The following is a 26,505-nucleotide window of genomic DNA, read 5'->3' on the forward strand; positions in this document are numbered from 1 at the left end:
GTTTGCTCCCCCTATATTGCCGCTATCGGAGAGGGAGACAGAACATGATGAAATTTACGAGATTTACCCTGCTTGCCAGCACGGTTGCCTTTGCGGCCGGAACGGCCGGCGCTGCGGAACTCAACATCTACACCACCCGCGAACCGGGCCTGATCCAGCCGCTTCTGGAATCCTTCACCGCATCGAGCGGCGTCAAGGTCAACACCGTGTTCCTGAAGGACGGTCTTGCCGAGCGCGTTCTGAGCGAGGGCGCGAGCTCGCCTGCCGACGTTCTGATGACGGTGGATGCCGGCAACCTCGTCGATCTCGCTGAAAAGGGCGTCACCCAGGCAGTTGAATCCGAAACCCTGACGAAGGCTGTTCCCGCTGAACTTCGCGACGCCAAGGGCCATTGGTTCGCGCTCTCCATGCGCGCCCGCGTTCTCTATGCGGCGAAAGACCTCGATCTCGCTTCCTTCAACTATGAAGACCTGGCGGATGCCAAGTGGAAGGGCAAGGTCTGCATTCGCGCCGGCCAGCACCCCTATAACACGGCGCTGTTTGCCGACTACATCGCCCATTACGGCGCTGAAGGCACCGAGAAGTGGCTTGCCGGCGTCAAGGAAAACCTCGCCCGCAAGGCAGGCGGCGGCGACCGTGACGTTGCCAAGGATATCCTCGGCGGCATTTGCGATATCGGCATCGCCAACTCCTATTATGTCGGCCTGATGCGCTCGGGCAAGGGCGGCGAGGAGCAGGTGAAGTGGGGCGACGCCATCAAGGTGGTTCTGCCGACCTTCAAGAACGGCGGCACGCAGGTCAATATCACCGGTGCGGCCGTGGCCAAGAATGCACCGAACAAGGCGGAAGCCGTCAAGCTGCTGGAATATCTCGTCTCGGACGAAGCCCAGAAGATCTATGCCGAAGCCAACTACGAATATCCGGTCAAGCAGGGCGCGGCTCTCAACGAGATCGTCGCTTCCTTCGGTGACCTGAAGATCGACAACAAGCCGCTCACGGAAATCGTTTCGCATCGCAAGCAGGCGAGCGAACTGGTCGACAAGGTCGGTTTCGACAAGTAAGGCCAGTCAACGACAACAAGGTGGAAGGCGTTCGCACCCGCGGGCGCCTTTCCGCGTATTTTCTAAAAGCACATGAACCCAGACGCCATCCAGCCATTGACACCACGTGCGCGCACCAGGTTTTCATCCTCCTTCTGGTGGTTGTGCCTCTCGGTGCTGGCGGTCTGCGGCTCCATGGTGCCGGTTCTGGCGCTTGTCTCGCAGGCCTTGCAGGGTTCCGAAGGTCTGTGGGCGCATCTCGGCTCGACCGTTCTTTTGACGGCGCTGCCGGATACGGCAATCCTCCTCGCCGGTGTCGGGCTGCTGGCCGGTGTCGTCGGAACCTATGCCGCCTGGCTGGTCACCGCCTATGATTTTCCCGGGCGAAGACTGTTGGAATGGGCGCTGCTGCTGCCGCTGGCCATGCCCACCTATATCGTTGCCTATGCCTATCTGGATATCCTGCATCCCATCGGGCCGGTGCAGGGCGCGATCCGCTGGCTGCTTGGCTATTCCAGCCCGCGCGAATTCCGCCTGCCGGACATAAGGTCCATGACAGGCTGCATCGTCCTTCTCGGTTTCGTGCTGTTTCCCTATGTCTATATTCCCGTGCGCGCCATGTTTCTGACGCAGGCGGGCAACCTGCTGGAGGTCGCCCGCACGCTCGGCGTTTCCCGGCGCGCGGCATTCTTCAAGGTCGCAGTGCCGCTCGCGCGCCCGGCGATTGCGGTCGGCATCAGCCTTGCCCTGATGGAAGCGCTGAACGATATAGGCGCATCGGAATTTCTCGGCGTCCGCACGCTCACCGTTTCCGTCTACACCACCTGGGTCACGAAATCCGATCTGCCTGGTGCGGCGCAGATCGCGCTTTCCATGCTGTTCATCGTTGTCGCCCTCGTGGCGCTCGAGCGCTGGGCGCGGCGCAAGCAGCGTTATGCGGTTTCAGCTCAAAAAAGCAGGGAACTGGAGCCGCAGCGGCTCACCGGTCTCAAGGGCTGGTTTGCCTTCGCGCTCGGCAGCCTGCCGGTCCTGATCGGTTTTGTGGCGCCGGCGAGCTATCTCGTCATCGAGGCATGGAAACGGTTCCGTTTCAGCGGCCTCTCTGCCCGCTTTGCCGATGAGGCCTTGAACACCATCGTCTTTGCCGGGCTGGCGACGGTGATCACCCTGATCCTCGGTCTTGCCGTCGCTTACGCGATGCGTCTTGCCCCGGGCCGTCTTTCGCTCTGGTCCTATCGTCTGTCCACCGTGGGCTATGCGGCCCCCGGCACGGTCATCGCCATCGGCGTGCTGATCGCACTCGGCGGTTTCGACAGATTTGTCGATCAGGCCATGCGCGACTGGTTCGGCATCTCCACCGGCCTGATTTTCATCGGCAGCGGCGCCGCGCTGATCTATGCCTATTCGGCACGGTTCCTCACCATTGCTGCAGGCGGTGTCGATGCCGGTCTGAGCCGTATCCCGCAATCCTTCGATCATGCCTCGCGAACGCTCGGGCGATCCGCGACGCAGACATTCCGCCAGATTCATCTGCCGCTTTCGAAAGCGTCGCTTGCGGCGGCGGCGCTGTTGATCTTCGTTGATTGCGTCAAGGAGCTTCCCGCCACGCTTCTGCTGCGGCCACTCAATTTCGAAACTTTCGCAACACATCTTTATGGAGAGGCTGCGCGCGGCACCTATGAAGAGGCGTCTATCGCAGCATTGGCGATTGTCGTCATCGGCGTGCTTCCGGTCATGCAGCTTGCGAGGATCGGCCGGCGCAAAAGCTGACAGTGAGCGCCGCCTGATAAATGAGAGGCGCAAAACTGTGCGAGAAGCCAATAAGCTTCAAATCCGCCCCGAAAACGACAAGCATCCCGCCTTAATCTTGATGTAAACACTCATCTTAATTGAGGTGCGGCGGCCTGTCGGATATGGATATCGGTCGCGATCTGTTCGGGGCATATCTTGAAAAATTTGCATGGGATGTTTTTGAGCCGCCTGGCTTTGGGGACGGCTGCGGTTGTCTTGATGGGGCCTGTTGCAGGTCACGCGCAGGAAACGACCGTTCTGCGGGAAATCACCGTCGAGGGGCAGGGCGCGGAAAACGCGACAGGTCCGGTCCGGGGCTATGCTGCGAAGAAAAGCGCGACCGGTTCGAAAACTGATACTGACACCAGGGATATTCCCCAATCCGTATCGGTTGTCGGCCGCCAGGAAATGGATGATCGCGGCGCGGTGACCAAAATCGATGAGGTGCTGCGTTATACCCCCGGTGTGACGGCGGAACCTTTCGGCACGGACCCGGATACGGACTGGTTTTACATTCGCGGCTTTCAGGCCACCCAGACCGGCGTGTTTCTGGATGGTTTGAACCTGTTCAGCTACGGTTTCGGCGGCTTCCAGATGGATGCCTATGGTCTGGAGCGTGTGGAAATTCTGAAAGGTCCGGCCTCGGTGCTTTACGGCGGCGCCAATCCCGGCGGCATCGTACAGATGGTCCGCAAGCGCACGCAGGATGAGCCGGTGCGCGAAACGGAAATTGGCATCAATAATTTCGGCAATGCCTTTTTCGGCTTCGATCTCGGCGACAAGGTCGATGGTGAAGGCGTGTGGAAGTACCGCGTCACCGGCAAGGTCTCCGGCGGCGACAATTACACCGATTATTCCGAGGATCTTCGCGGCTTCATCATGCCGCAGATCACCTTCGAGCCGGATGCACAGACAAGTGCGACGCTCTACGGCTATTTCTCGGCGCTCGATCAGGTGCATGTCGGCAACGGCTTCCTGCCCTATGTCGGCACCGTGGTCGATGCGCCGTTCGGCAAGCTCGACCGCAAGGCATTTTATGGCGAGCCGGATATCGACAATGGCCGCGTCTACCAGTCGATGGTCGGCTACGAGGTCAGCCATGAATTCGACAATGGCTGGAAGATCAGCCAGAACGCCCGTTATGGCCACCTCTACAAGCACGAGACCGGGCCCTATCCGGGCGGCTGGGCCAATGCCGACACCAATGGCCAGCCGATCCTCGACCCCGCCACCAACGACTATATGCTGACCCGCTTCGGTTATGACGGTGTGTCGAAGGTTGACAGTTTCGGCGTCGATAACCGCGTTGAAGGCCAGTTCGATACAGGCGCGGTCAATCATTCGCTGCTCTTCGGTCTCGACTATAAATATTACCGGCTGGATCAGGTGCAGGCCTGCTGCGGATCGAATGCAATCGGTGCGCTTAACCCGGTCTATGGCTCGACGCAGGGAACGAATTTCGTTTATGCCGACAATATCGTCACCCAGCAGCAGATCGGCATCTACGCCCAGGACCAGCTGCGTTTCGGCGATGGCTGGCTGGTCACGCTGAACGGCCGTTACGATTATGTCGATACGGAGCTGAACAACAGGCTGCCGACGGGCCTCTCCCGCCGCTCCAATGACGATGCGCTGAGCGGCCGCGCCGGTCTCGCCTATGAATTCGACAATGGCCTGACGCCCTATGTCTCGGCGGCCACCTTCTTCAATCCGCTCATCGATACGCTTGCGGATGGCACTCCCGCTTCGCCGGAGGAGGGGCACCAGTTCGAGGCCGGTATCAAATACGAGCCGACCTTCTTCGACGGCAGCATCACGGCCTCCGTCTTCAAGCTGGTCAAGGACAATGCCATCGTGTCCTATACGGCGGGCGGCGTGACCACGAGCGGCCAGTTCGGGCAGGTGGAATCCACCGGCTTCGAGCTGGAGGCCAAGGCCAATCTCACCGACAACTGGAAGGCGCTTGCTTCCTATTCCTATACCGATCTCGAGATTACCCGCGATGCCAACCCCGACCTGATCGGCAAATCGCCATGGATCGTGCCCGCCCACACCGCCTCGCTGTGGCTGGATTACGCCTTTACCACCGATGCGCTGGAAGGCCTCAGCCTCGGCGGCGGCGTGCGGTATCAGGGCAAATCCTGGGCCGATGCCGCAAATACGCTGCGCGTGCCGGATGCCGCCGTCTTCGATGCCGCAATCCGCTACGAGAAGAACGACTGGACCGCATCGATCAACGTCGCCAATGTCTTCGACAAGGAATATGTGAAGAGCTGCGCCGGCGTTTCCGTCTGCGGCTGGGGTGACAGCCGCACCATCACCTTCAAGCTTTCCAAGAAGTGGTGAGGCTTGGCCAAAGGCCGGCAGTTGCGGGAAATATAGTTTGCCACTATAAACATGAATAGATTTATCATGTTTATAGTGGCGCCATGGCGCCCTGCGGGATCGAGAGGCCATGGCTTTCCGCGTGCGGATGGAAAATGAGATTGAGGGCTTTGCCGTCATCGGCGGCCCGCGCTCGCGGGTCTGGAACGGCATCGTCGCCGATCTCTGGGATGTGCGTTGCGCCCCGAAGGCGGGCGGCCGTTATGTCGGCAAGGATCCGCGTTTCGTTTTCCTGCTGGATATGGACGGGACGGATGACGGCCGGTTCATGATGAACCGCTGCCGCCGCGACAATTACGGTTCATCCAGGGCGAATCGCATTTCCTTCGTGCCCGCCGATCTGGATGTGCATGCCGAACTCAGCAACGTTTCCTTCGTGCGCCATCTCGACCTGCATTTCGATGCCGGATTGCTGGGTGCCCGGCTGGTGCAGGGCTTCGATCCGCATGGTCTGCTCGATCCGCACCTGATGTTCGAGGATGAGCGCCTGCTGGCGCTGGCGCGGCTGATTGCGGCCGAATGCGATAATCCCGATCCGCTGCACGACCTCTATGGCGAAAGCCTCGTGCTGGCGCTGCTGACGGACTTCCTCAAGGTGAAGCGGGAGCCGGTCAGGAAACGCAGCAAGCTTGCCGCCTGGCAGTTGAGGGCGGCAACCGACTATATCCGCGAACATTGCCTGCGGTCGATCCGGCTGGAGGAACTGGCGGAACTCACCAACCTGTCGCAATCCCATTTCAGCCATGCCTTCAAGGCCTCCACCGGCGTGCCGCCGCATCAATGGCAGATGCAGGCCCGCATCGATCGCGTCAAGGAACTGATGATGCGGCCCGACATGGCGCTGACCGATATCGCCATCGCCGCCGGTTTTTCCGATCAGGCGCATTTCTCCCGTGTCTTCCGCAAGATGGTCGGCGTTTCTCCCTCGGTCTGGCAGAAAATCCGCCAATAGGCGACTTTCGGGTTCCATGTTCCTTCAAAAAAATACTCGCCGCAGCGCCTGAAACGCCGCGGAACGAATTGTCCGTGCCGGGGTTTACGGAACGTGACATCAACGAGGAAAATCAAGGAGGAAAGGCATATGATGCATCAGGAAACCCGCACCGGACAGGACCCCTATGTCAAGGATACGCCGAGCCTGATCGCCAGTGACAAGGTGGAAGGCACTCGCGTTTATGGCGCTGACAGCAAGCATATCGGTTCGATCCAGCGCATCATTCTGGAAAAACGCGGCGGCCGCGTGGCTTATGCGGTGTTGAGCTTCGGCGGCTTCCTCGGGATTGGCGACGACTATTATCCGCTGCCATGGGAAAAGCTGCACTATGACGAAGAGCTCGATGGTTACCGTATCGATCTTACCAAGGAGCAGATCGAAAACGCGCCGCACTTCACCAACCTTGATGATGACGATCTGCTCTACGCCAAGGACCGGAAGGTCTACGACTATTACGGCGTTGCGCCATATTGGATGTAAGGCCGTCAGAAGGGTGCGCCCGGCCGCTTGATGCCCGGAAGCGCCGCATATAAAGGAACGGCTCCCTTTCAGGAGCCGTTTTCGTTCTAAAAGATCAATGCGGGTTTTTCTGCATCTCGGAAACCGCATCGGTAAAGCACTTGCGCGCTTCCTCCGGCGATTTTCGCCCGTCGAGGGCGGCGCGGCAGGCGCTTCTTGCTCTCACAAAGCTCAGGCCGCCGATCTTCGGCCAGCCTTCGGTCAATAATGCCAAGGCTTCGGAGGGGCCGACGATAACGCTCTTGCCATTCGCCTCAAGATTGACTTCGACAGGTTCTGTCCATTTCTCGTTCTTCATCGTGCACCTCCCAGAGCAACGCGATCCCGAAACACACCCGACAGCGAAGCAACCCATCAACGCAGTCGTGTGTCGCTACCCATTAGGATATGCGCAAGTGATCGAATTGACAACGGTGATCAGCGGAAGCCGAAAAACGACAGGATCGCCAGAACGATGACGACGAGTCCGACGATGTAGATGATCTGGTTCATGATTTTCTCCTTGGCTGGTGTCATCACCATAACGTGAGGAGGAGGGCGAGGTTCCAGCATCCGATGAGAATTTAATCACGTACTAAAATGTTGCAGGCATCCCATCGCCGGACAGGACGCGGATGTTACTTCCGCAGAATCACCCAGATGGCGTGAATAATGCCGGGAACATAGCCGCACAGCGTCAGGAGAATGTTAAGCCAGAATTGCAGGCCGAGCCCGACCTGAAGAAACACGCCGACGGGCGGGAGGATGATGGCGATGAGAATACGAATGACGTCCACGATGAGGGGCTCTCCGGTTGTTTATGAACTGCCGGAGAACGTGTTGCGGGCGGTTTGGTTTCAAAAGTTTTGATTATCGAGGAATTGGTGGAAGCCTAGAGTATCTTCTGACCTTCCACCGCCGCTTTGACAATACAAAGGGACAACACGGACTATCAAAGTCTGTAATGAGGCTGAGATAGCCGATCGCCTTGATCAGTCCGGATAAATTGCCCGACCATTGGGCAATATGACCGGTGCGTTGCGTACATCGCGGCGACCTCCGCTGCTAGGCTCCGTCCGGGGCTGTGGCCGATCGCGCCATTCGTTTGCGCTCCGGTCCGGGCCCCTGTCCCTGTCACGTCGATCCCGCCACTCTCTTCGTTCTCCCCAGTGACGGCGGTCGTAATCCCGGTAGTAGCGGTCACGGTCATAGGATCGATAGTAGACACCGCTCGTATAGTAGCCCCCGCCGCGATAGCCGGGATCATCGACGCATCCGGTCAGAACGCCCAGCGACACCAGACAAATTGCTGTGCTCAATAGTTTCATGATTTCTGCTCCCAATAACCGACTAAAAACGCGTGGCGAAGTCCGCGGTTCCATTGGTGAATATCCTGACGCAAGCGCTCTTAACCGGACCTGAACAGGCAAGCGGCGGTTCAATTCAGCGGCAAGATGGCGATGTCATGTCGAGAGCCATCATGTTGCGGCTACGCTCCGTGTTGCGCAGCTCGCGGCAAGGCTGCCCAAGGCAATGATTGGAAATCTTGAAGTCATTGGGATTTGGGAAAAATGGTGCCGCTTACGTGACTCGAACACGTGACCCCGTCATTACGAATGACGTGCTCTACCAACTGAGCTAAAGCGGCCCGATTGTGATCCGTTTGCTGCGGATCAGCTTCATGGCGGGCTGATACAGGCAATGCCGACGGATTTCAAGCCTTGAATGTGCTGGTTTTGAAATTTCCGTAAAAAGCTTTGCCTGTCCACTGTTTACCCGTGACTTCAGCCTTTGTCGCAGATGCGCGTTCTGGCCGCTTCATATTCGCTTGCCAGCCGATCGACGAGCGATGCCACCGGTTCCACCGCCTTGACGGCGCCGATGCCTTGCCCCGCGCCCCAGATGTCCTTCCAGGCCTTGGCGCCGCCGGTGGCCGTTTCGAAATCCATTTTCGAAGGATCGGCCTCTGGCAGATTGTCAGGGTCCAAACCGGAGGCGGTGATCGAGCTTTTCAGGTAGTTGCCGTGTACGCCGGTGAAATAATTCGAATAAACGATGTCCTTGGCCTGCGCGTCGACGATCGCCTGTTTGTAGCCTCCGGAGGCGCGTGCCTCTTCGGTGGCGATGAAGGGAGAGCCGATATAGGCCATGTCAGCGCCCATGGCCTGCGCCGCGAGGATGGAGCCGCCATTGGCGATGGCGCCGGCCAGAAGCAGCGGGCCGTCGAACCATTCGCGGATTTCCTGAACGAGGGCGAAGGGCGAAAGCGTGCCCGCATGTCCGCCCGCACCGGCCGCCACCGCAATCAGCCCATCCGCGCCCTTGCGAATGGCTGAGCGGGCATGGCGATCGTTGATGACGTCATGCAGCACGATGCCGCCATAGGAATGCACGGCCGCATTGACCTCCGGCACCGCGCCAAGCGAGGAAATCACCACCGGCACCTTGTATTTCACGCAGAGGCCGAGATCGTGTTCCAGCCGCCGGTTGGACATATGCACGATCTGGTTGACCGCAAAGGGTGCGGCCGGGCGCTCGGGGTTGGCCCGGTTGTGTGCGGCAAGCTCTTCGGTAATCATCGCCAGCCACTCGTCGAGCTGGCTTTCAGGCCGTGCATTCAGTGCCGGGAAAGCACCGATGACGCCTGCCTTGCACTGCGCCAGTGTCAGTTGCGGATGTGAAATAATGAATAGCGGTGATGCTATGACCGGAAGACGCAGATTGTCTTTCAGCACGGACGGCAGCATGTCTCCTCCCACGAATTACGTTTACGCGCACGTAAGTCAATATCGCGTTCAGAAGCAGATTGGAAGCGAAAACAGCGTGGCATTCGCCTCTCGAATCTGCGTTCGTAGCGCCACAATGGATTGATTTTCCCCAAGGCAATCCGGTCTTTATCACAAACGATGCTTGCGGAGGGGCGGCATAGCCGTTACCGAATCGTGAAGATATGGCGCAGCGCCGCATATTTTTGCAAAGCGCAACAGGACAAGGATCGGTCGTGAGCGGACTGGAAACGGCAATCAGAAATGCTCTGGAAAAATCGGACAGATCGAACGCCGAAGTTCGTGCACGGATTTACCAATCCTCCCGTCAGGCACTGGAAGCGGGGCTGCGCAAGCAGGGCATAGATGATCCGCAGGTTGTCGCCCAGCAGCGGCAGCGGCTCGAAAGCCTGATCCACCTCATCGAAAATGAAGAGCGCAACCGTCTTCTGGACAGGGTGGAACAGCAATTGCGTCCGCCTGCGCCGGAAGTTCCGGGACGGAACGATCACTCGGTTGATCCTGTTTCGCAGCCGCCCCATCAGGACAATATGGCCGTCGAGCCGGAACTGCGCGGGGAAACGCGCGACATACGCCCCGGCGCTGCCGTTGCATCAGAGCCGCTGAATGCCGGGCGGCGCGGCGGAAAGCCGCCCAGGCGCGGCTCCAGTGCGGCTGATGCGTCGCTTGCTTTCCGTCCGGAAGGCGCGGTTGGCCGCCGCAAGCGGCGCGGGCTTTTTGCCCGGCTTTTCATCTATGTGACACTTCTGGCCTTTATCGGTTTCGGCGCCTGGTGGGTCTATTCCTCCGGCCTCCTCCTGTCGCCCGCGCAGCGCGACACCAGCGTGCCCAATCCCCCGGCGCAGGTGCAGGCGGAGGATTTCAACGGCGCGGAGCCCGCGCCGAGCCTTTCGGCCGGCCGCGGTTTTTCCGATGACTGGGTTGAGGTCTTCAATGCCGAGCGTGGCAATTCCGGTGTTTCCGCCGGCCCGCGCGCCAATGTCGAAAACATCGCCACACCCGCCGGCAAGGCTATAAAGATAACCTCGAGAAGCGTGGCGCAGGATGGCGCCGTCAGCGTCGAGGTTCCGGTAGAGGTCATGCGGGACATGGCGGGCAAGTCGTCCACCATTTCGATCACGCTGCAATCTTCCAGCGACCGACAGACGCAGGTTTCCGTCGCCTGCGATTTCGCAACATTGGGCGATTGCTCCCGTCACCGCTTCACCGCCACGGCCGAGCGTGCCGACATGCTGCTGAATACGACCTTCGAGCGGTCGCTCGCCCCCAACGCGCCGGGCAGGATCTTCATCAACAGCGATATCGACGGCAGCGGCCGGCCGGTCAATCTTTATTCCGTCCGCATTCTGCCGGGCCAATAAGGAAAAACGGGCGCCTCGAACGGCGGCGCCCGTCAGCGTCGGTCCTATTTGAGAAAGTCCGGCCCCGATCCCAAAATCTTGTCGTCGATCTCGCCGATCGCCTTGCTGTCCTTGCCCTCATAGTCGAGCGCGAGAAGAATGTGGCGGATGAGGTTCACCCGCGCCCGGCGCTTGTCATTGGCGCGCACCACCGTCCAGGGCGCGGCATCGGTATGGGTCTTTTCCAGCATCTCGTCGCGCTTTTGCGTGTAGTCGTCCCACTTCGTCAGCGCGGCTATGTCCATATCCGAAAGCTTCCAGCATTTCAGCGGGCTGTGGCGGCGATCATGGAACCGCTCGATCTGCGTTTCTCGGCCGATGTCGAGCCAGAACTTGAAAAGATGAATGTCCTCATGCACCAGCATCTTTTCCAGGCGCGGGGTTTCCTTGAGGAAGCGTTTGTGTTCTTCCGGCGTGCAGAAGCCCATGACCGGCTCGACCCCGGCGCGGTTATACCAGGAACGGTCGAAGAGCACGAATTCGCCGGCCGTCGGAAAATGCGAGATGTAGCGCTGGAAATACCATTGGCCGCGTTCGGTTTCGGTCGGTTTGGTCAGCGCCACCACGCGGGCATAGCGGGGATTGAGATAGGCTCTGGCCGCGAAGATGGCGCCGCCCTTGCCCGCCGCATCGCGGCCTTCGAAAACCGCCATGACCCGTTTTCCCGTGGCCTGCAGCCAGAACTGCACCTTGACCAGCTCCACCTGCAGCGCCTCCAGGTCGGCGTCGTAATCCTCGCGCTTCATTTTCTTGTCGTAGGGAAAATCGCCGGCGGAAAGTTTCTTTTCCTCCACCCAGTCGGGAAGAACCGGATCGTCGATGTCGAAGCTGCGCAGCTTGCCGCCAATGGTGATCTCGACTGTCCGCTTCTTCGTTTCTTCGCCCATGGTTTCCTCCTGATGTTGTTGTGTAAAGGCAACTCGCCGCCAATGAGTTCACATCCATTGCCAGAATTCAAGTGAAACAGGACCGGTTGACCGGGGTGCGGCGGCGGGAACGATTGCGACGTCGATTTTGCGCATATACGTTGTGGAAAATGCGCGACGATGAATCTCTGTCATGAAGCTGGCCTATGAGATTGCGACGCGCTGTCAGACGAGAGTGGAAAGCAGGCTGAAATGGCAGTCATGGAAGGCGATGGTGGATTAAGGCTCTTGGGAAGGAAGCTCGGCCGAAACTGGTTGCCCGTTCTCGTCGTCAGCATGCTTGCCGTCGTGGCCGTCGCGGAGCTCAATACGCCCTATATGCCCGCCGCCCTGTGGCTTTGCGCCGTCATCGCCATCCTCACCGTGCGGGATGGGCCTGCGGCCGTTTCCGCAAAGGATGGAGATGCGGCAGAGGAGACTGATGAACCGGAAGTGCCCGGCGAAAGCGTCATTTCCGGCGTGAGAGCCGGCCTTGCGGTTCTGGATACCCCCGTCTTCATCGTCGATAAGAATGCCAGCGTGCTGTTTCAGAATGGTGCAGCGGAACGCGCCTTCGGCCAGCTTCCGCCCGGCGCGCATATTTCCGCCCGGCTGCGTTCTCCCGGCCTGCTGGATGTCATACGCGAAACGATCACCACCGGTCAGCCCAACCAGGTCGAACATTCGGAGCGTTTCCCCTCCGAGCGGGTCTTCATCGTCCGCATCGCCCGCGCGGATATGGGAGAGGGGGCGGGCCCGCCATTCTACATCCTGTCGTTCCGCGACGTTTCCGAGCTCCGCCGCATCGACCGCATGCGCAGCGATTTCGTCGCCAATGCGAGCCATGAGTTGCGCACGCCGCTCGCCTCCCTGCGCGGCTTCATCGAAACCATGCAGGGGCCGGCGCGCAACGACCCGAAGGCGCAGGAACGTTTTCTTGCCATCATGCTGGACCAGGCGACCCGCATGAGCCGGCTGGTGGACGATCTGATGTCTCTTTCGCGGCTGGAATTACGGGCAAACATCGCGCCGGATCAGAAGGTCGATCTCGTTCCCGTCATCGGCCATGTCCGCGATGCGCTGCTGCCGCTTGCCGACGAGCTGGACGTGACCATCACGCTGCACCTGCCGGACCACCCGGCGGAAGTGCAGGGGGATCGCGACGAGCTGGTGCAGGTATTCCAGAATCTCGTTGAAAACGCTTGCAAATATGGTCAGGAAGGCAAGGTCGTGGATGTCTGGTTGCGGGCCGAGACCGGCAAGCCGGTGGAAGTGAGCGTCGTCGACAAGGGGCCGGGTATTCCGGCCGAACATGTGCCGCGCCTGACCGAGCGTTTTTATCGTGTGAGCGTTGCGGACAGCCGCTCGAAAAAGGGCACGGGCCTGGGGCTTGCCATCGTCAAGCACATCCTTACCCGCCACCGCGCCCGCCTCATTATTAAATCCGAACTCGGCAGCGGCACGGACTTTACCGTCAGATTTTGACATAAAGGACGTGTCGGGTTTTAAAATCGCTAAAATTTATAATTTAAATCAATAATTTAGTTTGTCACAAATCTTTCATCGAAGTGACATAAAAGGATGTGGCTACGGTGGTTAAGAAAAGATCGCCGAGCGCAAGCTAAGAGCGAGTGTCGCTATCGGCTGCGTCCACAACAAAGCCCACGACGGGAGAGACAAATGAACATCGTTAAATTTTCCGCAGCAGCTCTGGTGGCTTCTGTCGCCTTCGCTGGCGCCGCCGCTGCTCGCGACCAGATCCAGGTTGCCGGTTCCTCCACGGTTCTGCCCTACGCCAAGATCGTTGCCGAGACCTTTGCCGAAACCTTCCCGAACTTCAAGGCTCCGGTTGTTGAGTCCGGCGGCACGGGCGGCGGTCTGAAGGCGTTCTGCTCCGGCGTTGGCGAAGGCACCATCGACATCGCCAATGCTTCGCGCAAGATCAAGAGCGACGAACTGGCCGCCTGTAAGGCTGCTGGCGTTGCCGACGTTCAGGAAGTGAAGATCGGTTACGACGGTATCGTCTTCGCGATGGACTCCTCCAACAAGGACATCAAGCTCGAGCCGAAGGATCTTTACCTCGCTCTCGCCGCTGAAATCGTCAAGGACGGCAAGCTCGTTGCCAACCCCTACAAGAAGTGGTCCGAAGTCAACAAGGAACTGCCTGACGTAGCGATCGCCGCTTACATTCCGGGTTCCAAGCACGGCACGCGCGAAGTCTTCGAAGAGAAGATCATGGCTGACGGCTGCAAGGAAGCCGGCGCAACCGACGCCATCAAGACGCTCGTCACCGACGCCAAGCAGGCTGCTGCAAAGTGCATCGCAGTCCGTAAGGACGGCGCTGCTGTCGACATCGACGGCGACTACACCGAAACGCTCGCCCGTATCGACGCCAACAAGACCGGCCTCGGCGTTTTCGGCCTGGCTTTCTATGAAAACAATGCTGACCGTCTGAAGGTCGCGACCGTTTCGGGCGTCGTTCCGTCCACCGAAACCGTTGCCAGCGGCAAGTACCCGGTTTCCCGCCCGTTGTTCTTCTACGTGAAGAAGGCTCACCTGGGCGTTATCCCGGGTCTTAAGGAATATGTCGAGTTCTTCGTCTCCGACGACATGATCGGCCCCGATTCCCCGCTCGCCAACTACGGCCTGGTTGCCGCTCCGGACGCAGAGCGCGAAAAGATCCGCCAGGACTTCGCTGCCGGCGGCACGATGTAATAAAAAGAGGGGTGCGGCCAGCCGCGCCCCTCATCCCGCTCCGGGTCCACTCCGTTTCGGCGATGGTCTCCGGTTGACAGCTCCTATTCATCGCCATCCACATGATTGTCGATGGATGACAGATGGATAGGATGTATCAACCTTGACGCTTGCCAGGCTTTGATACAGTCAGGCGGCAGGCATCTCTGGATGGTCCAGCGGTCTCGTTTTGATGACTTTTTGATTTGCCCATATCGCACCGTGCTTTCGAGGCACGCCGAGGGAACTCTAATGAACACATCGATCCTTTTGCTGATACTGGCGCTGATCGGCATCGGCAGCTATCTGCTCGGCAGCCGCCGCGCCGTTGCCCTGTCCGGTGGGCGTCCCTCCAGCATGCATTCGCGTGCCGGTTACCACGGTACCTACGCTGTCGTCTGGGCGGTGTTGCCCGCGGCTTTCATTCTCTGTGCCTGGCTCATTGCCAGCCCGCTGATCATCACCTCGGCGGTGCGCGGCAATTTCCCTGAAGATGTGCGCGCGCAATCCGAGGCGCAGCAGAGCCTGACCTATGGCATGGTGACCTCGATCGCCCGCGGCCTCCAGCGGCTGACGCCGGAGGAAACGGCGCAGGTCGAGACGGATACGGCGGCTGTCCGGCCGCTTCTGGCAGCGAAAGGTGTGGCAATCGCCGGCGATCCCGAGCGGTTCATGGTCGATGCCGCCCACACACTCAACGCCATGACCTCCACCAGCCGCATCGCGATGATCGCCATCGTGCTGGTCGCTGCACTCGGCGGCGCCGCTTATGCGCTGCGTGCGATTGCACCGCGCTTCCGGGCGCGCAACCAGGTCGAGAAGGTCATTCTCGCAGCCCTGCTCGTCGCCTCGTCCATCGCCATCCTGACGACCATCGGCATTGTCCTTTCGATGCTGACCGAGGCGATCCAGTTCTTCACCATGGTCCCGGCGCACCAGTTCTTCTTCGGAACGGTATGGGATCCGCGGTTTGCGGCGGCCGGCGCCACGGACTCCTCCGGCCAGTTCGGCCTGATCCCGCTGCTTGCCGGCACGCTTTACATCGGCTTCGTCGCCATGCTGGTTGCGGTTCCGGTCGGCCTGTTCTCGGCGGTCTATATGGCGGAATATGCCTCGCCTCGCTTCCGCTCGATGGCAAAGCCGCTGCTCGAAGTGCTCGCCGGCATTCCGACCATCGTCTACGGCTTCTTCGCGCTCACGACGGTCGGTCCTTTCCTCAGAGACATTTCCACGCAGATCAACGGTCTGGCGACGGGCAACTACGCCAACTTCATCCAGGCGCAGAGCGTCATCACCGCCGGCTTCGTCATGGGCATCATGCTGATCCCCTATGTGTCGTCGCTGTCGGACGACATCATCACCGCCGTGCCGCGCTCGCTGCGTGACGGTTCCCTCGGCCTTGGCGCCACGCGCTCCGAGACAATCAAGAGGGTCATTATTCCGGCCGCTCTTCCCGGTATCGTCGGCGCCGTGCTGATGACGGCGTCGCGCGCCATCGGCGAAACCATGATCGTGGTTCTTGCCGCGGGTGTTGCCGCCCGCCTGCAGCTCAACCCCTTCGAGCCCATGACCACCGTGACGGTCAAGATCGTCAGCCAGCTCACCGGCGACCTTGAATTCACCTCGCCGCAGACGCTGGTCGCCTTCGCGCTCGGCATCACGCTTTTCGCCATCACGCTTTGCCTGAATATCTACGCGCTTTACATCGTGCGCAAATACCGGGAGCAATATGAATGACCGACATCGTTTCTCCCGCAGCCGGCGCAAGCGCCGGCAACAAGGCCATACGCCGTGATATCGGCATCAAGCGCCGCTATGCCGCCGAACGCCGCTTCCGTGCTTACGGAATGGCAGCGATTTCCTTCGGCCTGCTTTTCCTCTTCCTTTTGCTCTGGTCGGTCGTTTCCAAGGGTTACACCGCCTTCCAGCAGACGATGATCACCGTTCCGGTCGAGTTTTCCGAACAGATCATCGATCCGAGGAACGAGCGCGCCACCAACCCGGCGAAGCTGATGACGGCCAATTATCCCGTTGTCGCCCGCGATGCGGTCGCCAAGGTTCTCGGCGTCGCGCCGACGGACCGCACCGGTCTTCGTGCCGTCAACCTGCTGATCTCCGACAGCGTGCGCACGCAGCTTCGCGACATCGTCGTCGCCGATCCCGCCGTCATCGGCACCACGCGCACCGTCACGCTCCTGGCGTCGGGCGACGTCGACAGCGCCTTCAAGGGTCAGGTCGATCTGACTGCGGATGAGGCCAATCGCCGTATCTCCAACCAGCAGCTCGGCTGGATGAACCAGCTCGCCGAAAGCGGCCAGCTCGGCAAACACTTCAACACCGGCATTTTCGTCAACGGCGCATCGAGCCGTCCGGAAGCCGCGGGTGTCGGCGTGGCGCTCATCGGCTCCTTCTACATGATGCTGATCGTGCTGGTGCTGTCATTGCCGATCGGTGTCGCGGCCTCCATCTATCTCGAGGAATTCGCCCCGAAGAACCGGTTGACGGATCTGATCGAGGTGAACATCAACAATCTCGCGGCTGTTCCCTCGATCGTTTACGGTCTGCTCGGTCTCTCGGTCTTCATCAACTTCATGGGCTTTCCGCGTTCGGCTTCGCTGGTCGGCGGCCTTGTCCTGACGCTGATGACCCTGCCGACCATCATCATCGCGACCCGCGCTGCCCTGAAAGCCGTGCCGCCGTCGATCCGCGCCGCAGCCCTAGGTCTCGGCGCCTCCAAGATGCAGACGATCTTCCACCACGTGCTGCCGCTCGCCATGCCCGGCATCCTGACCGGCACCATCATCGGCCTTGCCCACGCGCTGGGCGAGACCGCACCGCTGCTCCTGATCGGCATGGTGGCATTCGTCGCGAATTACCCGACAACGCCGATGGACCCGTCCACGGCCCTGCCGGTGCAGATTTACATGTGGGCGAACGAAGCTGAACGCGCCTTTGTCGAAAGAACATCTGGCGCTATCATCATCCTGCTTTTGTTCCTCATCGTCATGAATGTTGGCGCAATCCTGTTGCGTCGCCGCTTCGAGCGGCGCTGGTAGAGGGAGATTGAGCAATGAACATGTTGTCGGAAGCAGCAGTTGAAAAGGCGCTGGACAAGAAAATGAATGAAGTTTCATACAAGATGATCGGCAAGGACGTTTCGGTTTATTACGGCGAAAAGCGCGCGCTTTACGACGTGAACCTCAACGTTCGGGAAAATACGGTGACCGCGCTTATCGGCCCGTCCGGCTGCGGCAAATCCACATTCCTGCGTACCCTGAACCGTATGAACGACACGATCGACGGTTGCCGGGTTACCGGCAAGATCACGCTCGATACCGATGATATCTACGATCAGGCGATCGACGTCGTGGAGTTGCGCGCCCGCGTCGGCATGGTGTTCCAGAAGCCGAACCCCTTTCCGAAGTCGATCTACGAAAACATTTCCTATGGCCCGCGCATCCATGGCCTCGCCCGTAACAAGGCGGATATGGACCAGATCGTTGAGCAGAGCCTGCAGAAGGCGGGTCTCTGGAACGAAGTGAAGGATCGTCTGCACGAATCCGGCACCGGTCTTTCCGGCGGCCAGCAGCAGCGTCTTTGCATTGCGCGCGCCGTTGCCGTCAGCCCGGAAGTGATCCTGATGGACGAACCCTGCTCGGCGCTGGACCCGATCGCGACTGCAAAGGTCGAGGAGCTGATCCACGAACTGCGCACCAATTACACGATCGTCATCGTCACGCACTCCATGCAGCAGGCGGCGCGTGTTTCCCAGCGCACGGCCATGTTCCATCTTGGTCATCTTGTCGAGGAAAACGAAACCGACAAGATGTTCACCAATCCGGACGACCAGCGCACGCAGGACTACATCATGGGCCGCTTCGGCTGATCCCGGCCGACGCTTCATTAAAACTGAACAAGACTGGTGCCTCTGCGTGCCCGCTTCCGGGCACGCGCATGCAGGCCAAGCCGGAGGACTAGACCATGACACAGACAACGACCCATTCGCATATCCTGTCCGTCTATGACGACGAATTGAAGTTTCTGACGCGCCGCATCGCCGAAATGGGCGGCCTTGCGGAACAGATGTGCGCCGATGCCGTGCGCGCGCTCGTCAATTCCGACGCCGCGCTCGCCCAGAAAGTCATTTCCGACGATACGATCCTCGATCATTCCGAGCGGGAAATCGGTGACAAGGCCATCGTCACCATCGCCAGACGGCAGCCGGTCGCATCCGACCTTCGCGAGATTATCGGCACCCTGCGAATTGCCGGCGATCTCGAGCGTGTCGGCGATCTCGGCAAGAATACCGCCAAGCGTGTCATCGCGGTTGCCGGAACGGGCGTTCCGCGCAAGCTGGCCCGCGGTATCGAGCACCTGTCCGAATTGGCGCTGGTGCAGCTCAAGGAAGTGCTCGACGTTTATTCCACGCGTTCCGCCGAGAAGGCCAACGCCATTCGCGAGCGCGACGAAGAAATCGACGCCATGTATACGTCGCTCTTCCGTGAGCTTCTGACCTACATGATGGAAGACCCGCGCAACATCACCACCTGCACGCATCTTCTGTTCTGCGCCAAGAACATCGAGCGTATCGGCGACCACGCCACCAATATCGCCGAGACGATCTATTACATGACCACCGGCAGTCAGCCGGAAGGCGAGCGTCCGAAGGACGACAGTTCCAACACGCTCGGTTCGGTGACCGAGTAACAGACAGGCGAAGGCTTGCGGAGTTAGCATATGGTGCCCAAGATTGCAGTTGTGGAAGACGAGGAAGCGCTGAGCGTCCTGCTTCGTTACAATCTCGAGGCTGAGGGATACGACGTCGACACGATACCGCGTGGAGACGAGGCGGAAATCAGGCTGCAGGAACGCATTCCGGATCTTCTCATCCTGGATTGGATGCTACCCGGCGTTTCCGGTATCGAACTGTGCCGTCGGCTCAGAATGCGGCCGGAAACCGAACGCCTGCCCATCATCATGCTGACGGCGCGCGGCGAGGAAAGCGAAAGGGTTCGCGGTCTTGCCACCGGCGCCGACGATTATGTCGTCAAGCCGTTCTCGACACCGGAACTCATGGCCCGCGTCAAGGCGATGCTGCGCCGCGCCCGCCCCGAGGTTTTGTCTTCGGTGCTGAAATGCGGCGATATCGAACTGGATCGCGAGACCCATCGCGTTCACCGCAAGAGCCGCGAAGTGCGCCTCGGGCCGACGGAGTTCCGCCTGCTGGAATTCCTGATGACCTCTCCGGGCCGGGTATTCTCTCGTTCGCAACTGCTGGATGGCGTCTGGGGTCACGATATCTATGTGGATGAGCGCACCGTCGACGTGCATGTCGGACGCCTGCGCAAGGCGCTCAATTTTTCGCATATGCAGGATGTCATCCGCACCGTTCGCGGCGCCGGATATTCGATGGAAGCCTGAGCCGGGCCAAACTGACGGTTCCGCTCTGGACCACATTCCACCAAAAACCGAAAGGCCCGACACCGGAATGGCGTCGGGCCTTTCGTTTTTTGGGTTTTCCCCACATGTGGCAGCTTGGTCTTTGTCTCAAGGGACGACCAAGCACCCGCAGGAATCCGGCAATGAAATCCGGATTGCGGGTCAGGTGGAGCAGTGATGCAGGATAGGCTCAGCGTTTCGCTGATGGGCTGACGCAGGAACTGCCTCGAGTTCTGTCACAAAAAAAAACGGGCCCGAAGGCCCGTAGTTTTTGAGTGTCGAATGCGTGCCGCAACACTCAAGCCTTGCGGCGCTCGCTTACCGGCTGGTAGGCAAGCTTCGCATGGAACTTGCAATAGGGCGAAGATTCCAGCGCTTCACAACCGCAGAAATGGAAGTCGTCTTTCAACGGGTCGCCGACCGGCCACTTGCAGGTGCGCTCCGTCAGTTCCGTCAGCGTCAGGCGACGGGAAATCGGCGTCACGACATTTCTCGAAGGAGCGTAATCGAGGACCTCAGCGGTCTCGATGTCGATCTCCTCGTGCAGCGCCGTTGCCGCGTTCGAACGGTTCAGGGCGCGTGCCGGTGCTGCGCTGACGCGGGTCGCGAAATTCGTCGCGCGTGGGGCAGGAGCCGCGGTACGCTTGGGCGCGGAGCGCGCCGAAGTGACCGGACCGCCGGCCTTGACGCGTCCCGGCAGATTGAGGCGATGGACCTTGCCGATGACGGCATTGCGGCTGACACCGCCCAGCTGTGCTGCTATCTGGCTGGCGCTCAGTCCCTCGGCCCACAATTTCTTGAGTTTCTCGACCCGCTCGTCTGTCCAGTTCATGCCGCTTCTCCGCTTGTCGCGTATAATTTCGGCAGAATCCCTCTCCGTCTCGTGGACATGCCGCGAGCGTGGTTTCCGCCGGATTTTTGGTGACTAGTTCCGCCGCAATGCAGTCTAGTAATTAGCGATTAACCTAGTGCCAGCCCGACTCCGTGGCAAGAGTCGCGGGAATCATCTGGAATCGATTTTCCGGTTTTCCCCAACTTGCTGGCGAGTTGAGTCTGAAAGGCAACACCTTGGGGCTGGCTGGCCTGCACCTACTAGTGCTTGAGAAGGCCGGGAAATGCGGACTTTTGTTGACATCGGCAGGCGAAGTGACAATAGTGCCCCTGCCGCCGCAAGGCGGCATTTTTGATTTTCAGGCGAGGGATAACCCCGAGAGCCTATTGACAACCGTCTGACAGCGCATCCGCGCAAGGAGTGATACAGCCATGGCCGAAGCCGCCGCGCCATTGTTCGATACGTTTGCAAGAGCCCCCCTGCGCTTCGAGCGAGGCGAGGGCGTCTGGCTGTTCACGGAAAGCGGCGAACGATATCTGGATTTTGCGGCGGGCGTCGCGGTCAACTCGCTGGGCCATGCCCATCCGCACCTCGTGGATGCGATCAAGACCCAGGCCGAGAAGGTCTGGCACGTCTCGAACCTCTATGAAGTTCCCGGCCAGGAAAAGCTGGCAAAACGCCTGACGGAAGCGACATTCGCGGACAAGGTCTTCTTTACCAATTCCGGCGCGGAAGCACTGGAATGCGCGATCAAGACCGCGCGTCGTTACCACTATTCCAAGGGCCATCCGGAAAAGTTCCGGATTATCACCTTTGAAGGCGCCTTCCATGGTCGCACGCTGGCGACGATCGCCGCCGGCGGGCAGCAGAAATATCTCGAAGGTTTCGGCCCCAAGGTCGAAGGTTTCGACCAGGTGCCGTTCGCTGATGTCGATGCGCTGAAGGCCGCCATCACGGCCGAGACGGCCGCACTTCTGATCGAACCCATTCAGGGCGAGGGCGGTATCCGCGCACCCAGCAAGGAGTTCCTGCAGCTCCTGCGGGCGCTGTGCGATGAGCATGGCCTGCTCTTGATCTTCGACGAAGTCCAGACCGGCGTCGGCCGCACGGGCAAGCTGTTCGCCTATGAACAGACGGGCGTTGCGCCCGACATCATGGCGGTTGCCAAGGGTATCGGCGGCGGTTTCCCGCTCGGCGCGTGCCTCGCCACGGCGGATGCTGCGTCCGGCATGACGGCAGGCGTACACGGCACCACCTATGGCGGCAACCCGCTGGCCATGGCGGTGGGCAATGCCGTGCTCGACGTCGTTCTCTCCGAAGGCTTTCTGGAAAAGGTCCGTGATGTCGCACTGGTCTTCCGCCAGGGCCTTGCCTCGCTGAAGGATCGTTATCCTGACGTCATCGAGGAAATCCGTGGCGAAGGCCTGCTGCTGGGCATCAAGGCCAGGGTTCCTTCGGGCGAACTGCTGCAGGCCATGCGGGCGGAACATCTGCTGGGCGTGCCCGCGGGCGACAACGTCATCCGCCTTCTGCCGCCCCTCGTCACCACGGCGGAAGAGGCTCGCGAGGGTCTGGCACGTGTGGAGGCGGCGGCTGCTTCCCTGACCGCGAAACAGGCAAAGATCGCCTGAGGAAACAATAAAGGGCGGGCCTCTCCCGGAGGCTCGCGAGCATGGGACTGTTTGAAATGGCTTCACCTAAACATTTTCTCGACCTGTCGGCCATGGGCTCGCAGGACCTGCGGGCAATTCTCGACGATGCGCGTGCGCGCAAGGTCGCCACGAAGGCCGGAACGGCGGAAAAGCCGCTTGCCGGCAAGATGCTGGCAATGATCTTCGAAAAGCCTTCCACCCGCACCCGCGTGTCTTTCGATGTCGGCATGCGCCAGCTTGGCGGCGAGACCCTTTTTCTGTCGGGCACGGAAATGCAGCTCGGCCGTGCGGAAACGATTGGCGATACGGCCAAGGTGCTGTCGCGTTATGTGGACGCCATCATGATCCGCACGACGGATCATTCGCGCCTCCTCGAACTTGCCGAACACGCCACCGTGCCGGTCATCAACGGCCTGACGGACGATACGCATCCGTGCCAGATCATGGCTGACATCATGACATTCGAAGAACATCGCGGACCTGTCAAAGGCAAGACCATTGCCTGGACGGGGGATGGCAACAACGTCCTGCATTCCTTCGTCGAAGGCTCGGCCCGCTTCGGGTACCGCATGACGATGGCGGTGCCGATGGGGTCTGAACCACATGACAAGTTCCTGAACTGGGCCCGCAACAATGGCGGCGAGATCATGCTGTGCCACGATGCCGACAAGGCCGTTGCGGGTGCGGATTGCGTCGTCACCGATACCTGGGTGTCCATGAACCAGGAACACAAGGCGCGCGGCCACAACATCTTCCAGCCCTATCAGGTGAATGAAGCCCTGATGGCCAAGGCGGAAAAAGATGCGCTGTTCATGCATTGCCTGCCGGCGCACCGCGGTGAAGAAGTGACGGACGCCGTGATCGACGGCCCGCAGTCGGTGGTCTTCGACGAGGCGGAAAACCGTCTCCACGCGCAGAAGTCCATCATCGCCTGGTGCATGGGCGTCATCTGAGCGGGATCACCCGGTCTGACGCGTGTCATGCCGGGTGCTTGAACTTGGCCATATAGATTACCATCTGTGGGACTTCGAAGGGGCTCGTCGGTTTGCTGGCGGGTCTGCTCCACGATTTGCACGTTTTTCTCCGGAAGCGGTTTCGCTTCCCGGGTCTCTGTGCGACAAGCAAAAAACTACATTTTAAAAGCCGGACTTTTGGACGGTAGCGGCGCCACGGCTGCGCCAGGGAGTATGACATGGCAGATGTAACGGTTGAACTCGACGATCTCGATTTTGCTGGCGACGACAAGGTTGTGCCTTTTCAGGTCGAAGGTCTGGATGTACGCGGCCGCGCGGTGCAGGTCGGGCCGCTGCTGAATGCCATCCTCGAGCGGCATGATTATCCCGCAGCGGTCGCGCGCCTGCTGGCGGAAGCGACGGTCCTGACCGCGCTGATCGGCACATCGCTGAAGTTTTCCGGAAAGCTGACCGTCCAGACCAAGGGTGACGGCCCGGTCGACCTGCTGGTCGCGGATTTCACTGCGCCGGAAAGCATGCGCGCTTATGCCCGTTTCGACGAGGAGCGGCTGGCGGCGGCGATTGCGGAAGGCGCAACCTCGCCGGAGCAATTGCTGGGCACCGGCATTCTGGCCTTCACGATCGATCAGGGCGCGGGCATGCAGCCCTATCAGGGCATCGTGCCGCTCGATGGCTCATCGCTGGAAGACATTGCGGGGGTGTATTTCCGCCAGTCGGAACAGCTTCCCACCCGCGTGCGCCTTGGCGTTGCCGAATTTTTCGACCGCGACGGCGAAGGTAAGCCGCGCCATGGCTGGCGTGCGGGCGGCGTTATAGCGCAGTTCCTGCCGCAGGCGCCCGAGCGGCTGCGCATGCGCGACCTGCATGGCGGCGACGGCGATGAGGGCGGTCACGAGGTGCAGGAGGACGATGCCTGGACTGAGGCGGTAACGCTGCTGAACACGGTGGATACCGACGAGCTGACCGATCCGCAGGTGCCGGTGGAACGCCTTCTCTTCAGGCTGTTCCACGAGAGCGGTGTGCGTATCTATGATCCGCAGGCCATTTTCGACCGCTGCAGCTGCTCGCGGGACAAGATCAAGGGGGTGCTCTCCGGCTTCACCGCCGAGGAGATCAAGGCGAGCGAGGAAGACGGCGCCATTGCCGTGACCTGCGAGTTCTGCTCCACCACCTATCGCTACGATGTCAGCGAATTTGAAACTGCCTGAGCAAGAGCCGCGCCATTCAGGGCGCGGCTTTTTCATTGCCGGGGAATGTCAGTTCAGGACCCGCATCAGGCCGGGTGAATCCAGCGAAAAGGCTGGTATGGTGACGTTGAATACCTCGCCACTTTCCGTTTCCATTTCATAATGGCCGAACATCAGGCCGGAAGGCGTATCCAGCGGACAGCCGGAGGAATATTCGTAGCTGTCTCCCGGCTTGAGATGCGGCTGCTCACCCACGACGCCGGGGCCGTAGACCTCGTCCACCTGTCCGTTCTGATCGGTAATGTGCCAATAGCGATTGACGAGGGTAACAGGAATATCGGAGTTATTTGCAATCACGACCTTGTAGCCCCAGACATAACGATCGTCATCCGGGTCGGATTGTTCCTCGAGATAATACGGATCGACCGTTACCTCGATATCCCTTGTCAGAGCACGATACATACGCGCCACACCTCGATATTATGCCTGCCGCCGCATCCTACACTATAGGTTCTGGCTATCGTCAAGAAAATGAATGACTTGACGGGCAGGGGGCGTCTCCCGTTGCGCTGTTTTCCACCGTTAGGGATAACGGGAAAGGTAAATATTGGTTGCCTGATACGGCCTTTTCGGGCCGCACGGACGAACCATGGCCCGACACGCGGTCAGGCCATGGCGATTTGCCGATTGAATTTTCAGGCCGAAACGGCCGCCAGACCCTTCGCCAGATCTTCCAGCAGATCGTCGGTATCCTCGATGCCACAGGAGAGGCGCAGGGTGCCGCCGGAAATGCCGAGTTCGGCACGCGCCTCGTCGGTGAGGTTCTTGTGCGTCGTCGTGCCGGGGTGGGTGATGAGGCTCTTGGCGTCGCCGAGATTGTTTGAAATCTTCACGATCTCAAGCGCGTTCTGCAGCTTGAAGGCCGCCTCCTTGCCGCCCTTCAGTTCGAACGCCACCAGCGTCGAGCCGCCGGACATCTGCCGGGCGATAATGTCCGCCTGCGGGTGATCGGCGCGGCCGGGATAGATGACCTTGGCGACCTTGCCGCTATCAGCAAGAAAATCGGCGATTTTGCCAGCATTGGCCGTCTGCTGTTTGACGCGCAGCGGCAGGGTCTCGATGCCTTTCAGAAGCGTCCATGCATTGAAAGGCGACATGGCCGGGCCAGTATGGCGGAAATAATCCTGCAGCTCTTCCTCGATCCACTTCTTGTCGGAAAGGATCACGCCGCCAAGGCAGCGGCCCTGGCCGTCAATATGTTTGGTGGCCGAATAAACGACGATATGGGCGCCGAGTTCGAGCGGCTTCTGGAAAAGCGGCGTCGCAAAGACGTTGTCGACCACCACCTTCGCGCCGATCTGGTTGGCGAGCTTCGCCACGCCGGCAATATCCACCACTTCGAGCGTCGGGTTGGTCGGGCTTTCGAGGAAGAACAGTCTGGTGTTCGGCTGAATCGCCTTTTCCCAGTTGCCGAGATCGCGTCCGTCGATCAGCGTGCATTCGATGCCATATTTCGGCGCAAGTGTTTCGACCACCCAGCGGCAGGAGCCGAAGAGGGCGCGGGCCGCAACGATATGGTCGCCAGCGCGCAGCTGGCACATGATGGCGGCGGTGACGGCGGCCATGCCCGAGGCGAGCGCACGGGCGTCTTCCGCGCCTTCCAGCAGGCACATGCGCTTTTCGAACATGTCATTGGTGGGGCTCGCATAGCGGGCATAGATGAAGCCGTCCGTTTCGCCCTTGAAGCGCGCTTCGGCGGCTTCGGAGTTTTCGTAGACGAAACCCTGGGTCAGATAGATCGCTTCCGACGTTTCACCGTAAGGTGAGCGTAGCGTACCGCCGTGAACCAGCTGGGTTGCCGGGCGCCATTTATTGCTCATGTGATCCCC

General features: G+C 60.1%; 23 protein-coding genes and 1 tRNA gene. 16 read left to right on the top strand and 8 right to left on the bottom strand.

The annotated features are described in order from the left end of the window. Window positions 1-44: 44 nt before the first annotated feature. From N5D22_RS06355 to N5D22_RS06375, 5 genes are all read left to right on the top strand, one after another. A complete protein-coding gene (locus tag N5D22_RS06355) occupies window positions 45-1,061 on the top strand; it encodes an extracellular solute-binding protein (protein ID WP_279654845.1) in 1,017 nt (338 codons plus the stop codon). A 72-nt stretch (window positions 1,062-1,133) separates the two neighbouring features. Then, window positions 1,134-2,810 carry an iron ABC transporter permease gene (locus N5D22_RS06360; RefSeq protein ID WP_279654846.1) on the top strand — a complete coding sequence of 559 codons (1,677 nt, stop codon included), beginning with the start codon at window positions 1,134-1,136 and terminating at the stop codon, window positions 2,808-2,810. 177 nt (window positions 2,811-2,987) lie between these two features. Next, a complete protein-coding gene (locus N5D22_RS06365; RefSeq protein WP_279654847.1) occupies window positions 2,988-5,177 on the top strand; it encodes a TonB-dependent siderophore receptor in 2,190 nt (729 codons plus the stop codon). A gap of 109 nt (window positions 5,178-5,286) precedes the next feature. Further along, a complete protein-coding gene (locus N5D22_RS06370; RefSeq protein ID WP_279654848.1) occupies window positions 5,287-6,168 on the top strand; it encodes an AraC family transcriptional regulator in 882 nt (293 codons plus the stop codon). A gap of 129 nt (window positions 6,169-6,297) precedes the next feature. After that, the gene (locus N5D22_RS06375) at window positions 6,298-6,690 is read left to right on the top strand and encodes a PRC-barrel domain-containing protein (RefSeq protein WP_279654849.1); all 393 of its coding nucleotides are present in this window, start codon (window positions 6,298-6,300) and stop codon (window positions 6,688-6,690) included. Between the two features lie 94 nt (window positions 6,691-6,784). Here N5D22_RS06375 and N5D22_RS06380 read toward each other — a convergent pair whose 3' ends face one another. The 4 genes from N5D22_RS06380 to N5D22_RS06395 form a co-directional block, all read right to left on the bottom strand. Continuing rightward, the gene (locus N5D22_RS06380) at window positions 6,785-7,027 is read right to left on the bottom strand and encodes a DUF982 domain-containing protein (RefSeq protein WP_279654850.1); all 243 of its coding nucleotides are present in this window, start codon (window positions 7,025-7,027) and stop codon (window positions 6,785-6,787) included. A 319-nt stretch (window positions 7,028-7,346) separates the two neighbouring features. Beyond that, window positions 7,347-7,505, bottom strand: a complete 159-nt coding sequence (locus N5D22_RS06385; RefSeq protein ID WP_279654851.1) for a YqaE/Pmp3 family membrane protein — start codon at window positions 7,503-7,505, stop codon at window positions 7,347-7,349. 775 nt (window positions 7,506-8,280) lie between these two features. Next, window positions 8,281-8,356, bottom strand: a tRNA-Thr gene (locus N5D22_RS06390). Between the two features lie 136 nt (window positions 8,357-8,492). Further along, window positions 8,493-9,455, bottom strand: a complete 963-nt coding sequence (locus N5D22_RS06395) for a nitronate monooxygenase family protein (protein ID WP_279654852.1) — start codon at window positions 9,453-9,455, stop codon at window positions 8,493-8,495. Window positions 9,456-9,709: 254 nt separating this feature from the next. Between N5D22_RS06395 and N5D22_RS06400 the strand changes: the two genes are divergently transcribed. Continuing rightward, window positions 9,710-10,855, top strand: coding sequence for a hypothetical protein (locus N5D22_RS06400; protein WP_279654853.1), 1,146 nt, complete (start codon window positions 9,710-9,712; stop codon window positions 10,853-10,855). Between the two features lie 44 nt (window positions 10,856-10,899). Here the strand turns inward: N5D22_RS06400 and ppk2 are convergent, their stop codons facing one another. After that, window positions 10,900-11,781 carry a polyphosphate kinase 2 gene (gene ppk2 / locus N5D22_RS06405; RefSeq protein WP_279654854.1) on the bottom strand — a complete coding sequence of 294 codons (882 nt, stop codon included), beginning with the start codon at window positions 11,779-11,781 and terminating at the stop codon, window positions 10,900-10,902. Between the two features lie 240 nt (window positions 11,782-12,021). Between ppk2 and phoR the strand changes: the two genes are divergently transcribed. The 7 genes from phoR (at window position 12,022) to phoB (ending at window position 19,953) form a co-directional block, all read left to right on the top strand. Beyond that, a complete protein-coding gene (gene phoR / locus N5D22_RS06410) occupies window positions 12,022-13,284 on the top strand; it encodes a phosphate regulon sensor histidine kinase PhoR (protein ID WP_279655047.1) in 1,263 nt (420 codons plus the stop codon). Between the two features lie 195 nt (window positions 13,285-13,479). After that, a complete protein-coding gene (locus N5D22_RS06415) occupies window positions 13,480-14,514 on the top strand; it encodes a substrate-binding domain-containing protein (protein ID WP_279654855.1) in 1,035 nt (344 codons plus the stop codon). A gap of 270 nt (window positions 14,515-14,784) precedes the next feature. Next, entirely contained in the window at window positions 14,785-16,269 is a 1,485-nt protein-coding gene (gene pstC / locus N5D22_RS06420) for a phosphate ABC transporter permease subunit PstC (RefSeq protein WP_279654856.1), read from the top strand. Continuing rightward, window positions 16,266-17,588 carry a phosphate ABC transporter permease PstA gene (pstA, locus tag N5D22_RS06425; protein ID WP_279654857.1) on the top strand — a complete coding sequence of 441 codons (1,323 nt, stop codon included), beginning with the start codon at window positions 16,266-16,268 and terminating at the stop codon, window positions 17,586-17,588. Before pstC ends, pstA begins: the two co-directional genes overlap by 4 nt. 14 nt (window positions 17,589-17,602) lie before the next feature. After that, window positions 17,603-18,418 carry a phosphate ABC transporter ATP-binding protein PstB gene (pstB, locus tag N5D22_RS06430; protein ID WP_003519986.1) on the top strand — a complete coding sequence of 272 codons (816 nt, stop codon included), beginning with the start codon at window positions 17,603-17,605 and terminating at the stop codon, window positions 18,416-18,418. Window positions 18,419-18,513: 95 nt separating this feature from the next. Continuing rightward, window positions 18,514-19,239 carry a phosphate signaling complex protein PhoU gene (gene phoU, locus N5D22_RS06435; protein WP_279654858.1) on the top strand — a complete coding sequence of 242 codons (726 nt, stop codon included), beginning with the start codon at window positions 18,514-18,516 and terminating at the stop codon, window positions 19,237-19,239. 30 nt (window positions 19,240-19,269) lie between these two features. After that, a complete protein-coding gene (gene phoB, locus N5D22_RS06440; protein WP_003493692.1) occupies window positions 19,270-19,953 on the top strand; it encodes a phosphate regulon transcriptional regulator PhoB in 684 nt (227 codons plus the stop codon). Between the two features lie 316 nt (window positions 19,954-20,269). Here the strand turns inward: phoB and N5D22_RS06445 are convergent, their stop codons facing one another. After that, on the bottom strand, window positions 20,270-20,803 hold the full coding sequence (locus N5D22_RS06445) for a GcrA family cell cycle regulator (RefSeq protein ID WP_279654861.1): 534 nt from the start codon (window positions 20,801-20,803) through the stop codon (window positions 20,270-20,272). Between the two features lie 431 nt (window positions 20,804-21,234). Between N5D22_RS06445 and N5D22_RS06450 the strand changes: the two genes are divergently transcribed. From N5D22_RS06450 to N5D22_RS06460, 3 genes are all read left to right on the top strand, one after another. Beyond that, window positions 21,235-22,434 carry an aspartate aminotransferase family protein gene (locus N5D22_RS06450; protein WP_279654862.1) on the top strand — a complete coding sequence of 400 codons (1,200 nt, stop codon included), beginning with the start codon at window positions 21,235-21,237 and terminating at the stop codon, window positions 22,432-22,434. A 56-nt stretch (window positions 22,435-22,490) separates the two neighbouring features. Beyond that, window positions 22,491-23,408 carry an ornithine carbamoyltransferase gene (gene argF, locus N5D22_RS06455; protein ID WP_279654863.1) on the top strand — a complete coding sequence of 306 codons (918 nt, stop codon included), beginning with the start codon at window positions 22,491-22,493 and terminating at the stop codon, window positions 23,406-23,408. 239 nt (window positions 23,409-23,647) lie between these two features. After that, a complete protein-coding gene (locus N5D22_RS06460) occupies window positions 23,648-24,637 on the top strand; it encodes an Hsp33 family molecular chaperone (protein WP_279654864.1) in 990 nt (329 codons plus the stop codon). A gap of 48 nt (window positions 24,638-24,685) precedes the next feature. Here N5D22_RS06460 and apaG read toward each other — a convergent pair whose 3' ends face one another. Together apaG and N5D22_RS06470 are read right to left on the bottom strand one after the other, a co-directional pair. Further along, window positions 24,686-25,078, bottom strand: a complete 393-nt coding sequence (apaG, locus tag N5D22_RS06465; protein ID WP_279654865.1) for a Co2+/Mg2+ efflux protein ApaG — start codon at window positions 25,076-25,078, stop codon at window positions 24,686-24,688. Window positions 25,079-25,311: 233 nt separating this feature from the next. After that, window positions 25,312-26,496: an O-succinylhomoserine sulfhydrylase gene (locus N5D22_RS06470; protein ID WP_279654866.1), complete on the bottom strand. Its 1,185-nt coding sequence runs from the start codon at window positions 26,494-26,496 to the stop codon at window positions 25,312-25,314. Window positions 26,497-26,505: the final 9 nt, after the last annotated feature.

It is taken from the genome of Agrobacterium sp. GD03872, from assembly GCF_029840625.1.
GTDB classification, from domain to species: domain Bacteria; phylum Pseudomonadota; class Alphaproteobacteria; order Rhizobiales; family Rhizobiaceae; genus Agrobacterium; species Agrobacterium fabrum_A.